This is a genomic window from Nocardioides sp. Kera G14, from assembly GCF_020715565.1.
Lineage (GTDB): Bacteria > Actinomycetota > Actinomycetes > Propionibacteriales > Nocardioidaceae > Nocardioides.
On the sequence record NZ_CP085839.1, the window covers coordinates 126,881 to 139,541 of the forward strand.

A 12,661-nucleotide genomic window follows, 5' to 3' on the forward strand; every position below is an offset into this window, starting at 1 on the left:
CCCTTCGTGTACCGGCGCGCCCAGATCTTCCTGCTCATCAACGCAGTGGGGATCGGTGTCGCCGCGATCATCGTCGCGATCGTCACCGGTCGTCCGCTCGTCGACCCGGACGGCAGCTTCCTCGGCCCGACGTGGCTGCGCCTGCCGCTGCTTCTGGGCGGCGCGATCCTGCTCGACCTGCTGCCCCGGACGCTCTGGCTCTCGAAGTTCAAGCCGACCGCGATGTGGCCCTTCGCCCAGGCCCGTCTGCGCACGCACTGGAACAGGGAGCGACTCACCCTCGTGGTGGTCGGCATCCTCTCCTTCTACATCGTCTACGTCTCCTACCGGAACCTGAAGTCGGCGCTCCCGGCCCTCATCACCGCGCAGTACGACCACGAGCTCCACCTCATCGACCGCGCGATCCTCTTCGGCCACGAGCCGGGCATCCTGCTGCAGGACGTCTTCGGCACCAACGTGATGGCGTTCCTCTTCAGCTACGTCTACCTCTGGTTCCTGCCGCTGGTCCCGATCGCCGTGACGTGTTGGGTGGTGTGGTCGAAGAATCTCGCCTACGGCTACTGGTTCGTCGCCTCCCAGACCCTTGCGTGGACGCTCGGCACGATCTCCTACTACGCCCTTCCGACGATCGGCCCGGGCCTGCAGTACCCGCAGATCTACGCGACCCTGGCCCACACGCCCACGAGCGACCTGATGGACTCGCTCGTCAACGCGCGCCACACCGCGCTCTGGGACCAGCAGGCCAACGCTGCCCAGACCGTCGCGGGCTTCGCCTCGCTCCACGTCGCGATCACGCTGCTCGTCGCGCTGATGGTGCAGTACACGGTCGAGTACAAGCCGCTCAGGATCGCGTTCTGGATCAACCACGGCTTCACCGTGTGCGCGACGCTCTACTTCGGCTGGCACTACATCAGCGACGACGTCGCCGGTGTGATGATCGCGTTGAGCTCCTTCTACTTCGGTGGCCTGGTCAGCCATCAGAAATTCCGCCGGAAGGGGTACGCACGTCGTGAGGCGCTCAAGATGCGCCCCGACCAGGAAGTCACCACCGTCTGACATCGGAGGGCCCGTTGAGCACCGACAGCACCGAAGACATCGAGAGCGTCACAGGGGAGCTGCGCGACCTGCTCGCGGGGCCGCACGCCTCCACCCGTGCGACCGTCCTCGCCGGGCTCGAGCCCTACGCCGGACTGCTCGAGGAGGCCGAGACCCTCGGCCTCGACGAGTTCCGCGACCGGGTCCGCGACGTGGTGGTCGAGCTCGCGGGCTCCGGTCTCACCGGCCTCGGCTTCCCGAAGGAGTACGGCGGCGGCGCGGACCTCGGCGCCTCGATCGCTGCCTTCGAGACGCTGGCCCACGGCGACCTCTCGGTGCTGGTCAAGGTCGGCGTGCAGTTCGGCCTCTTCGGCGGCGCGATCCTCCAGCTCGGCACGGAACGCCACCACGAGGCCTATCTCGCCGACCTCGTCTCGGCGCGGGTGCTCGGCTGCTTCGCCATGACCGAGCACCGCCACGGCTCCAACGTCGCCGCGCTCGAGACGGTCGCGACCTACGACAAGGAGACGGAGGAGTTCGTCCTCACCACCACGCGGGAGGACGCCTTCAAGGACTACATCGGCAACGCGGCACGCCATGCCGAGCTGGCCGTGGTCTTCGCGCAGCTGGAGATCGACGGCGAATCGCAGGGTGTGCATGCCTTCGTGGCGCGGATCCGGGAGGACGGGCAGCCGGTCGTCGGCGTACGGATCGCCGATGACGGGCGCAAGATGGGCCTCAACGGTGTCGACAACGGCCGGATCTGGTTCGACGGGCTCCGCATCCCGCGGGAGAACCTGCTCAACCGCTTCGCCGACGTCGATGCCGACGGCACCTACCGCAGTGAGATCGACTCGGTGAACCGCCGCTTCTTCACGATGCTCGGCACGCTCATCCAGGGCCGGGTCAGCGTCGGTGGTGCCGGACTCACCGCGGCCAAGGTCGCCCTGACGATCGCCACCCGCTACGCCCTCCAGCGCCGACAGTTCGACAGCGAGAGCGGCGAGAACGATCTCGAAACCCGGCTGCTCGACTACGGCCAGCACCAGCGTCGGCTGCTGCCGCTGATCGCGCGCTCGTACGCGCTGACCTTCGCCCAGGAGACGCTGGTCGACCAGCTGCACCGCAGCTTCAGCGGGGAGGTCCCGGACGAGGAGGCGGAGGTCTTCCGCCGCGAGCTCGAGTCCCGGGCCGCCGGCACGAAGGCGCTCGCGACCTGGCACGCCACCCGGACGATCCAGGAGTGCCGCGAGGCCTGCGGTGGTGCGGGTTATCTCGCGGAGAACCGCTTCACCGCGCTCAAGGCCGACACGGACGTCTTCACCACGTTCGAGGGTGACAACACGGTGCTGCTGCAGCTCGTCGCGAAGGGGCTGCTCACCGACTACTCCTCGGAGTTCTCGTCGATGGACCAGCTCGACCTGGTCCGCTTCGTGGCCGGGCAGGCGGTCGAGACGGTCGTGGAGCGGGCGAACGTGCACAAGCTCCGCGAGCGGATCCGCGACCTGCTCCCGGGAGGGAACGAGGAGGATGCGGACATTCGGGATCCCGAGTACCACCTGGAGATGCTCACCTTCCGCGAGGAGCACATCCTGGCGGGCGTCGCCCGACGCCTGAAGGGTGGCATCGACCGGGGCACCGCGCCCGGCATCGTCTTCTCCCACGTGCAGGACCACGTGATCGCACTCGGCCGCGCCCACGTCGAGCGGGTCGTCCACGAGGCCTTCGTCGACAAGCTCGAGTCGCTGCCGGAGGGACCCACCCGTGAGCTGCTCGCCAAGGTCGCCGACCTCGCGGCGCTGTCCGCCATCGAGGCCGATCGCGCCTGGTGGATGGAGCACGGCCGGCTCACCGTCCAGCGTTCCAAGGCGATCACGTCGGAGATCAACAGCCTCTGCCGTGAGCTCCGGCCCGAGGCCCGCACCCTCGTCGACGCCTTCGGCATCCCCGACGCCTTCCTCCGCGCCGAGGACCTCGTCGCCGAATCCGCCCTTTCCTGACGGTCAGCAGGGGCAGGCGGCGAGGGCGGCGGCCGCGTCGTCGAGGGACTCGCGAGCCTTCAACGTGTTGGCGACGGGGACCTTGTCGGCCATCACGACGTAGGTGAGCGCGGCGCCGGACGCGGTGGTGATGAAGCCGGCCAGCGAGCTCACCCCGGTGAGCGTGCCCGTCTTCGCGCGTACGACGCCGAGGCCGGCGTCCGAGGTGTTGTCGGTGTACCGGCCGGCGAGCGAGCCGCTGAAGCCGGCGACCGGCAGGCCGTAGGAGAGCACCTGGAGGTCGGGGTCGGTGGCCGCCAGCCGCAGCACCGCCGTGAGCGCGGCCGGGGTGGCGACATCTGAGCGCGAGAGGCCGGAGCCGTCGTGCAGGGTGACGCCGTCGAGCGGCACCTCCAGGTCGGTCAGGGCCTTCCGTACGCCGGCGACCCCGCCGTCGAAGGAACCATCCCCGTCCTCGGCGCCGACCTGGTGGGCCAGGACCTCGGCCGCGTCGTTGTCGCTGGTCTCCAGGGTGTGCTCGACGATCTGCCGCAGCGGCGCGCTCTCGACATGGGCGAGTTCAGTGCCGGAACCCTTGCCGTGGCGGATCCGCGGAGCCACCTCGACTCCGGCAGTCCTCAGTGCGGCCGCGAAGCGCTGGGCCGCGGTCAGACCCGGGCTGAGGTCGCGGCCGCCCTGGGGCAGCCGGCCCTCGTCGACGCGGAGCGCGGCGACCGGCGAGACGACGTCCTCGGTGACGTAGGAGGCGGGCCACGCCGGGCTGGTCGCAGGGCCGGTGAAGAGCGAGTCGTCATACGCCAGCCGGACGCTGGTGGTGCCGTCGCCGAGGAGTGTGGTGGCCGTCGACTTCGCGAGCGTGACGAGGTCGGCGCGTGGCAGCGAGGTGGAGTGGACCGGAGCGGAGGCGAGCATCGGGTCACCGCCACCGACGAGCACGATGACTCCGGGCTTGGGCGAGACGACGGTCGTCGTGAAGCGGTGCTCGGGTCCGAGGACGTGCAGCCCGGCCGCGGTGGTGAGGAGCTTGTTGGTCGAGGCAGGCACGGCCGACCCACTGCCCGACGTCACGATCGGGTCGCCGCTCAGACCGGCCACCTCGACCAGGACATGCGGGCCGAGGTCGGCCTTGGTGAGCTGTCCTGTCAAGGCGGCGCGCACCTTGGCCGGGTCAGGTGTCGGCGTACCGGCGAGGGCGGTGGGGGAGGGGACCGGCGACTCCCACGGCTCAGCTGCCGCGGCCGGTGCCGCGGCGTCGTGACCCTCGATCCTCATCCGCAGGTCATCGACCCAACCGCGCTGCACACCTGCCGCGCCCGCTCCGACGAGCAGCACCAGCACGATGAGGAGTGGTGCGACCCAGCGGAGTCTCCGCTTCTTACGCACAGGACATGCCCTCGGACCTCAAATCGCATCTGGGACGGTTGTCGGGGACACTACCGCCATGACTTTGACGTTCGATGTGCTGATCGAGGTCCCCAAGGGCTCGCGCAACAAGTACGAGGTCGACCACGAGACCGGCAAGCTGCGCCTGGACCGCGTGCTCTTCACCTCGATGGTCTACCCGGCCGACTACGGCTACATCGAGGACACCCTCGGCGGCGACGGCGACCCGCTCGACGCCCTCGTCATCACGCCCTTCCCGCTGATCCCGAACGTCCTCGTCGAGGCCCGCCCCGTTGCCATGTACGTCATGGAGGACGAGAAGGGTCAGGACGAGAAGGTCCTCTGCGTCCCCGTCGACCCCCGCTTCGACCACATCCAGGACCTCGGCGACATCGACGAGTTCCTGCTCGGCGAGATCAAGCACTTCTTCGAGCGCTACAAGGACCTCGAGCCCGGCAAGTCCGTCAAGGGCTCCGACTGGGTCGGCCGCGAGGCCGCCGAGAAGGAGATCGCAGAGTCGATCGAGCGCCTGAAGCAGCAGGGTCACTGAGCCGATTCGGCGGGGTCGGATACGGTCGCACCCATGACTGGGGCGTCCGACATGATCGACTGGGACCTCGCCGTCAGGCTGGGCAGCCGGATCGCCACGGACGGGCCGAAGGTCACCCGCGAGGAGGCTGAGGCCGCGGTCGAGGAGCTGCGCGACGACGCTGCGCGCTCCACGCAGCTGGTCCGCGACTTCACCGGTCTCGAGGCTCCCGACGGCACCGCGCCGGTCCTCGTCATCGACCGGAAGGGCTGGGTCCAGGCCAACGCCGACGGCTTCAAGACGGTCCTCGCCCCGCTGGTCGACAAGCTCACCGAGAAGCGGCCGCCGAGCGGGGCGGCCAAGGTGATCGGCCGCAAGATCACCGGCGCCGAGGTGGGCGGACTGCTCGGCTTCCTCTGCACCAAGGTGCTGGGCCAGTTCGACCCGTTCTTCTCTCCCGCCGGCCGACTGCTGCTCGTCGCCCCGAACATCGTCCACATCGAGCGTGAGCTCGGGGTCGACCCGACGGACTTCCGCCTCTGGGTCTGCCTGCACGAGGAGACCCACCGCGTGCAGTTCACGGCCAACCCGTGGCTGCGCGACCACCTCTTCGACCAGGTCGGCCAGCTCGCCGGGCTCACCGACGCCGGCTCGCTGCTCGACGACCTGGTCGGCCGCATCGCCCAGGTGGTGAGGGGCGACGGCCCCACCGGCAGCCTGATCGACCTCGTCAGCACTCCGGAGCAGCGCGAGATCTTCGACCGCCTCACCGCCGTGATGAGCCTGCTCGAGGGTCATGCCGACGTCGTCATGGACGGTGTCGGGCCGAAGGTCATCCCCAGCGTCGAGCACATCCGCTCGAAGTTCACCGAGCGCCGCAAGGGGGTCGGCACCCTCGACCGCATCCTCCGTCGCCTCCTCGGCCTCGACGCCAAGATGGCGCAGTACCGCGACGGCGCGACGTTCGTCCGCCACGTCGTCGACGCCCTCGGCATGGAGCGGTTCAACACGATCTGGACCGGCCCCGACACCCTCCCGACCCTCGCCGAGATCCACGACCCCGAGGCCTGGATCCAGCGCGTCCCCGGACTGTGACGCTCCATCCCTCCATCGCAGCCGTACGCCGGGGAGTCCGTCAGACGCTGGCTGACTCTGCCGCCGGCGACACGGTGGTCGTCGCGGTCAGTGGCGGGCCTGACTCCATGGCCCTGGCCAGCGCCGCCATCTTCGAGGGCCACAAGCTCGGCCTGACGATCATCGGCGCGACCGTCGACCACGACCTCCAACTCGACTCCGACAAGGTCGCCGCCCAGACCGCCGAGCGCCTCAGGGCGAGGGGCATCGACGAGACCGCGACCATCAGGGTCCGGGTCGAGGACCCCGACCGTGCCGGCCCCGAGTCAGCGGCCCGCTCCGCCCGCTACGCCGCCCTCGAGCAGTACGCCGACCACGTCGGTGCCACGGCGGTCCTCCTCGGCCACACCCGCGACGACCAGGCCGAAACCGTCCTGCTCGGCCTTGCGCGCGGCAGCGGCCCGCGGAGCATCGCCGGCATGCGCCGGACCTTCGGGCGCTTCCGGAGGCCCCTGCTCGACGTGACCCGCGACGACACGGTCACCGCCTGTCAGGTCGAGGGGATCGAGACCTGGCATGACCCGCACAACGACGATCCCGGCTATGCCCGCGTCCGGGTCCGGCAGGCGGTCCTCCCCACACTCGAGCAGCAGCTCGGCCCCGGGATCGCCGAGACGCTGGCCCGCACGGCGGACCAGGTCAGGCAGGACGTCGACCTGCTCGACGACATCGCTGTCAACGAGTGGCAGGGCCTCGGCGGGAGCCTGCGGGTCGACGTACTCACGCGGTTTCCCGGCGCCATCCGGACCCGCCTCCTGCGCCTGGCCGCGCTCGAGGCGGGCGCGCCGGGGGATGAGCTGACGTACGGCCACATCGAGGCCCTCGACGCGCTTCTCACCGACTGGCACGGCCAGAGGTGGATCGATCTCCCCGGCCACCTGCGGGCCACCCGCAGCGACGGGGAGATTAGGCTCCTCCCGTGGACGCGGAACACGTGAAGGACGACCTGGCCAACATCCTCTTCACCGAGGCGCAGATCCAGGAGCGGCTGGCCGAGATGGCGAGCGAGATCGAGGCGGACTACGAGGGCAAGGACCTCCTGATCGTCGGCGTCCTCCGCGGCGCCACGTGGGTGATCGCCGACCTGACCCGCTCGATCAACCGGCACGTCGAGATCGACTGGATGGCCGTCTCCTCCTACGGCTCGGGGACCAAGAGCTCCGGGGTCGTCCGCATCCTCAAGGACCTCGACACCGACCTGCACGGCCGCCACGTGCTCATCGTCGACGAGATCATCGACACCGGCCTCACGCTCAGCTGGCTCGTCGCGAACCTCTCCAGCCGCAGCCCGGAGTCGATCCAGGTGGCGACGCTGCTGCGCAAGCCGGAGGCCCAGTCCATGCCCGTCGAGGTGAAGTACGTCGGCTGGGACATCCCCAACGAGTTCGTCGTCGGCTACGGCCTGGACTACCGCGAGCGCTACCGGAATCTGCGCGATATCGGGACCCTCGCGCCGCATGTGTACAGCTGAGGGACAATAGACGGACATCGTTCGTTAGGAAGCCTGTGAAGCGTTTCGCCAAGAGCCCCCTGCTCTGGATCATCGTCGCGGTCATCGCGGTGCTCCTGGGCCTGCAGTACCTCGCGCCCCGGAGCGGCGGGGATGAGATTCCGACCTCCCAGATGGTCAAGTACATCGACCAGGGGAAGGTCGAGTCGATCACCTTCGTCGACGGCGACCAGCAGATCAAGGCGACCCTCGACAAGGGCACGCGCTCGGGCGGTGACGAGGTCACCTCGCACTGGGTCGACGGCGGCCAGCAGGCCATCCTCGACAAGGTGCAGGCCCAGGTCGACAAGGGCACGATTGAGAAGTCCAACTCCGAGGTCGCCAGGCCCAGCCTGTTCGGCCAGATCATCAGCTTCCTGCTGCCCTTCGTGCTCATCGTCGTGCTCTTCATGTTCCTGATGAACTCCGTGCAGGGCGGCGGCGGACGCGGCGTGATGCAGTTCGCCAAGTCCAAGGCGAAGCTGATCACCAAGGACATGCCCAAGACGACGTTCGGCGATATCGCAGGTGCCGACGAGGCGGTCGAGGAGCTGCAGGAGATCAAGGAGTTCCTCCAGGAGCCGGCGAAGTTCCAGGCGGTGGGCGCCAAGATCCCCAAGGGCGTACTGCTCTACGGCAACCCCGGCACCGGCAAGACCCTGCTCGCCCGCGCGGTCGCGGGTGAGGCGGGCGTCCCGTTCTTCTCGATCTCCGGCTCGGACTTCGTCGAGATGTTCGTCGGTGTCGGCGCCTCCCGCGTCCGTGACCTCTTCGAGCAGGCCAAGGAGAACGCTCCGGCCATCGTCTTCATCGACGAGATCGACGCCGTCGGCCGCCACCGCGGCACCGGCATGGGCGGCGGTCACGACGAGCGTGAGCAGACGCTCAACCAGCTCCTCGTCGAGATGGACGGCTTCGACGTCCGCGGCGGCGTCATCCTGATCGCGGCCACCAACCGGCCCGACGTCCTGGACCCGGCGCTGCTGCGCCCGGGCCGCTTCGACCGCCAGATCCAGGTCGACGCCCCCGACATGGCCGGCCGCGAGAAGATCCTCAACGTCCACTCGCGCGGCAAGCCCCTCGCCGCGGACGTCGACCTCGCGAGCGTCGCACGTCGTACCCCCGGCTTCACCGGCGCCGACCTGGCCAACGTGCTCAACGAGGCCGCGCTGCTCACGGCTCGTGGCAACCAGAAGCAGATCACCAGGGCCAACCTCGACGAGGCGATCGACCGCGTCATCGCCGGCCCGCAGCGCCGCACCCGCCTGATGAGCGAGCAGGAGAAGCTCATCACGGCCTACCACGAGGGCGGCCACGCGCTCGTCGCCGCGGCAATGCCGCACAACGACCCGGTGCAGAAGGTCACGATCCTTCCCCGCGGGCGCGCGCTGGGCTACACGATGGTGATGCCCGACGAGGACAAGTACAGCCAGACCCGAAGCGAGATGCTCGACAAGCTCGCGCACATGCTCGGCGGCCGTGCCGCCGAGGAGCTGATCTTCCACGACCCGACCACCGGTGCCGGCAACGACATCGAGAAGGCCACCAACCTGGCCCGCGCGATGGTGACGCAGTACGGCATGACGGAGCGGCTCGGCGCGATCAAGCTCGGCTCGTCGGGCGGGGAGCCCTTCCTCGGTCGCGACATGGGCCACCAGCGCGACTACTCCGAGGAGATCGCGGGCATCGTCGACGAGGAGGTCAAGAAGCTCCTTACGACGGCGCACCAGGAGGCCTTCGACGTCCTCAACGAGAACCGCGACGTCCTCGACGCCCTCGTCCTCGCGCTCCTCGACAAGGAGACGCTCGGCAAGGAGGAGATCGCGGAGATCTTCGAGCCGCTGCGTCGTCGTCCGCTGCGTCCCGCGTGGACCGGCTCTGACACGCGTCGTCCCTCCGACGTGCCGGCCGTGGAGATCCCACAATGGATCCGTGAGCGTGACGTCGCGGCGGCCGCTGCGGCCCACGCCAAGGTCGGCGGCAACGGCCAGACCCCTCCCGGCGGCGTCACCGACGTGCCGGAGAAGCCGCTGCCCGCACCCGACAACGCCTGACCCATGACCGATCCGATCAGCCTCCCCGACCAAGGGGAGCGGCCCGAGTTCGACCATGCCCGCGCCGAGGCGGCGGTCCGCGAACTGCTCTTCGCCATCGGCGAGGACCCGGACCGTGAGGGTCTGCTCGACACCCCGGCCCGGGTGGCGAGGGCGTACGCCGAGGTCACCCAGGGTCTGCGCCAGCGGCCGGAGGACGTCCTGACGACGACCTTCGACATCGGCTCCCACGACGAGCTCGTGCTCGTGCGCGACATCGAGTTCTGGTCGATGTGCGAGCACCATCTCGTGCCGTTCAGCGGGGTGGCGCACGTGGGCTACATCCCGCACGCCGAGGGCCGGATCACCGGGCTCTCCAAGCTTGCTCGACTGGTCGACGTCTACGCCAAGCGCCCGCAGGTGCAGGAGCGGCTCACCACGCAGATCGCCGACGCGCTCATGGAGATCCTCGAGCCGCAGGGCGTCATCGTCGTCATGGAGGCCGAGCATCTCTGCATGACGATGCGAGGCGTCCGCAAGGCCGGCGCCCGCACGATCACCTCCGCCGTGCGCGGCACGATGCGGTCGAACTCGACCACTCGCTCCGAGGCGATGGCCCTGATCAACGCCAAGCCCTGAACGCGAAAGGGCGCTCGCTCATCCCCGAGAGGGTGAGCGAGCGCCCCTCCGGCGTCAGTAGCTGAACCGACGCAGCAGTCCGTCGAGCTCCGTCGCCAGGCCGGCGAGCGCGACCGCGGACTCGGCGGTGCCGGCGGCACCGGTCTGGGTGGCGGCAGCGGCGCGAGCGGCCTGGACCGCGTCCGACGCGATCCCGGTGGTGCCCGAGGCAGCCTCGGTCACGGAGCGGGAGATCTCGTTGGTGGTCGCGGTCTGCTGCTCGACGGCCGCAGCGATCGTGCCCTGGGTCTCGTAGATGGTGGTGATGACCTCACCGATCTCCGTGATCGCCGTGGCCGCGCCCTGGGAGTCGTTCTGGATCGCCTCGACGAGGCGGCCGATGTCGTCGGTGGCCCGTGCCGTCTGGGTGGCGAGCTCCTTGACCTCGTTGGCGACGACCGCGAATCCCTTGCCCATCTCGCCGGCCCGAGCGGCTTCGATGGTCGCGTTGAGCGCGAGCAGGTTGGTCTGCTGGGCGATCGTGGAGATCACCTTCACCGCCTGCCCGATCTCCGAGGAGGAGAGCCCCAGGGCCTCGACCGCGGCGGTGGCCGACCGTGCCTGGGAGACGGCGCGCGAGGCGACGCCGGCGGCATCCGTGGCGTTGCGGGCGATCTCGCGGATGGACGCGGACATCTCCTCAGCGGCGCTCGCGACGGTCTGGACCGACGACGAGACCTGCTCCGACGTCGCGGAGACGTCCCCGACGCGCGCGGCTGCGTCGTCGGCCGAGCGACCCATGTCGGCGCTGACGGCGGTCAGCTCCTCGGCCGCCGACGCGACAGAGGTCGCCGTCTGGCCGATCTGCGCCATCGACGTACGCAACGACGTGACGAGCGCACGGACGGAGTCCGCCATCTGCCCGACATTGTCCGAACCGGTCAGCTCGAGCGGACGGGTGAGGTCCCCGACCGCCACCGCAGCGAGGTAGTCCCTGATCACCTCGACACGGGCGGCCGTCTCGGCGGCGGCAGCCGCAGCCTCCCGGGCCCGGGCGGCGTCGGCTTCGGCCTCGGCACGCTGGCGAGCCTGCTCCTCCTCGAGTCGCGCGCGCTCCTCTGAGGCGCGCTCCTCGGCGAGCTCCCGCTCGCGCCTCTCTTCGGCCGCGACCCGCTCCCGCTCCCGCGCCTCGGCGGCACGCTGGGCCTCGACCCGCTCGAGCTCGGCGGCGGCACGCTCGTCGGCGAGCTCGCGCTCACGGGCGGCCTCCGCGGCGAGGCGAGCGGCCTCACGCTTGCGCTCGGCCTCCTCGGCCTCGAGCTTCTCGGCCTGGCGTTGACGCTCCTCCTCGGCGCGCTCCTGGATCGCGCGCTTCTCGGCCTCGGCGCGAGCGACCCGCTCCGCCTCGGCGGTCCGCGTCGCCTCATCAGCGGCGTCGAGGGCGGTGATGACCTGGTCGACGGCCACGGCGATCGCGCCGATCTCGTCGGCATTGTCATGCTCGACCCGCACGCTCCTGTCGCCGGCCGCGATCGCCCGAAGCGAGCGCATCACCTTGCTGAGCGGGCCCGAGATCCCGCGCACCAGGAACCAGCCGGCCAGCAGCAGGAGGATCAGGCCCGTCAGCGAGACGACGATCGTGGTGGTCTGCAGCGAGCTGACCGCCTCCGAGATGGCGTCGGCATGCCCGTCGACCACGCCGTCCACGAAGTCATCCGCGTCGTTGAACGTTCCGTCGATCGCCGTGGCGTCGGGACCGTTGGCGGCGCCGTCGAGCTGCGGGACCTTGCCGAGGTTGCCGCTCGCGGCCGCCTTGTCCATCTGGTCGAGATAGGTGTGGTACGCCGTGACCTGGCTGATCAGCGTCTTCAACCGTGACGTCGCGAACCCGGACGTGTCGAGTTGGATGGCCACCTGGAACTTGTCGAGCGCGGTCTTGTAGTGCTCGTCAGCTTCCCGCCTGGCCGTGGTGGCGCCGGCGCTGTCGGGTCCGTCCGTGACGGCGGAGCCGACGAACCGTCCGGTGCTCACCCGCTGGAGGAGCCACTCCGAGTAGCCGGCGTTGAGTTTGCTCGAGATCGAGTAGTCCGTCTTGCTGGCCGAGGTGAGCGACTTGACCTTGGCGACGTTCGTGGCGCCCACGAACGTCACGATCGCCAGCACGACGACGGTGAGGGCCACCATCGCCCACAGCTTCTGCGTGATGGTGATGCGCTTGTGGAACGGCACCTCCCGGCGTACGTCGACCGCCTGGTCCTCCGACGGACCCGCAGCGTCCATGAGCGGGTCGGCGGGAGCGCTGGGTCGCGGGATCACCACGGTGGGATTCTGAGTCGCTGGAGGCTCGACGAGGGTCATGCCGCCGTCATCGGCCCGAAAGCGCCGTGACTGAGGCACGTGCTCATAACAGGCCCGGTTTGTCCACAGTGTGAGCGGAACA

Annotated in this window: 10 protein-coding genes; 8 read left to right on the forward strand and 2 right to left on the reverse strand. The window is 69.7% G+C overall.

Going from position 1 to position 12,661, the window contains the following annotated elements; all coding sequences use genetic code 11:
- The first annotated feature begins 6 nt into the window (after positions 1-6).
- Together LH076_RS00630 and LH076_RS00635 are read left to right on the forward strand one after the other, a co-directional pair.
- Positions 7-1,056 (forward strand): phosphatase PAP2 family protein, encoded by a 1,050-nt coding sequence (locus LH076_RS00630; protein WP_227782043.1) that lies wholly within the window; start codon positions 7-9, stop codon positions 1,054-1,056.
- A 14-nt stretch (positions 1,057-1,070) separates the two neighbouring features.
- A complete protein-coding gene (locus LH076_RS00635; RefSeq protein ID WP_227782044.1) occupies positions 1,071-3,035 on the forward strand; it encodes an acyl-CoA dehydrogenase in 1,965 nt (654 codons plus the stop codon).
- A gap of 3 nt (positions 3,036-3,038) precedes the next feature.
- On the opposite strand, the gene dacB is transcribed toward LH076_RS00635, so the two are convergent.
- Entirely contained in the window at positions 3,039-4,418 is a 1,380-nt protein-coding gene (gene dacB / locus LH076_RS00640) for a D-alanyl-D-alanine carboxypeptidase/D-alanyl-D-alanine-endopeptidase (protein ID WP_227782045.1), read from the reverse strand.
- 58 nt (positions 4,419-4,476) lie between these two features.
- On the opposite strand from dacB, the gene LH076_RS00645 reads away from it, so the two are divergent.
- Genes LH076_RS00645 through folE form a run of 6 tightly spaced genes read left to right on the forward strand, consistent with a single transcriptional unit; the run spans position 4,477 to position 10,242 of the window.
- A complete protein-coding gene (locus tag LH076_RS00645) occupies positions 4,477-4,968 on the forward strand; it encodes an inorganic diphosphatase (protein ID WP_321573723.1) in 492 nt (163 codons plus the stop codon).
- Positions 4,969-5,001: 33 nt separating this feature from the next.
- Positions 5,002-6,042, forward strand: coding sequence for a zinc-dependent metalloprotease (locus tag LH076_RS00650; protein WP_227782046.1), 1,041 nt, complete (start codon positions 5,002-5,004; stop codon positions 6,040-6,042).
- Positions 6,039-7,019, forward strand: a complete 981-nt coding sequence (gene tilS / locus LH076_RS00655; RefSeq protein WP_227782047.1) for a tRNA lysidine(34) synthetase TilS — start codon at positions 6,039-6,041, stop codon at positions 7,017-7,019. Before LH076_RS00650 ends, tilS begins: the two co-directional genes overlap by 4 nt.
- On the forward strand, positions 7,001-7,552 hold the full coding sequence (hpt, locus tag LH076_RS00660; protein ID WP_227782048.1) for a hypoxanthine phosphoribosyltransferase: 552 nt from the start codon (positions 7,001-7,003) through the stop codon (positions 7,550-7,552). The genes tilS and hpt overlap by 19 nt, the downstream gene beginning before the upstream one ends.
- Before the next feature lie 35 nt (positions 7,553-7,587).
- Positions 7,588-9,624 (forward strand): ATP-dependent zinc metalloprotease FtsH, encoded by a 2,037-nt coding sequence (gene ftsH / locus LH076_RS00665; RefSeq protein WP_227782049.1) that lies wholly within the window; start codon positions 7,588-7,590, stop codon positions 9,622-9,624.
- 3 nt (positions 9,625-9,627) lie between these two features.
- Entirely contained in the window at positions 9,628-10,242 is a 615-nt protein-coding gene (gene folE, locus LH076_RS00670; RefSeq protein WP_227782050.1) for a GTP cyclohydrolase I FolE, read from the forward strand.
- Positions 10,243-10,296: 54 nt separating this feature from the next.
- On the opposite strand, the gene LH076_RS00675 is transcribed toward folE, so the two are convergent.
- A complete protein-coding gene (locus tag LH076_RS00675; RefSeq protein WP_227782051.1) occupies positions 10,297-12,540 on the reverse strand; it encodes a methyl-accepting chemotaxis protein in 2,244 nt (747 codons plus the stop codon).
- Positions 12,541-12,661 lie beyond the last annotated feature (121 nt).

What these genes read in the sequence shown, in the direction of transcription:
- LH076_RS00645 (WP_321573723.1), top strand. Translation starts at nt 4,477, where the DNA reads ATGACTTTGACGTTCGATGTGCTGATCGAGGTCCCCAAGGGCTCGCGC.
- LH076_RS00650 (WP_227782046.1), top strand. Translation starts at nt 5,002, where the DNA reads ATGACTGGGGCGTCCGACATGATCGACTGGGACCTCGCCGTCAGGCTG.
- folE (WP_227782050.1), top strand. Translation starts at nt 9,628, where the DNA reads ATGACCGATCCGATCAGCCTCCCCGACCAAGGGGAGCGGCCCGAGTTC.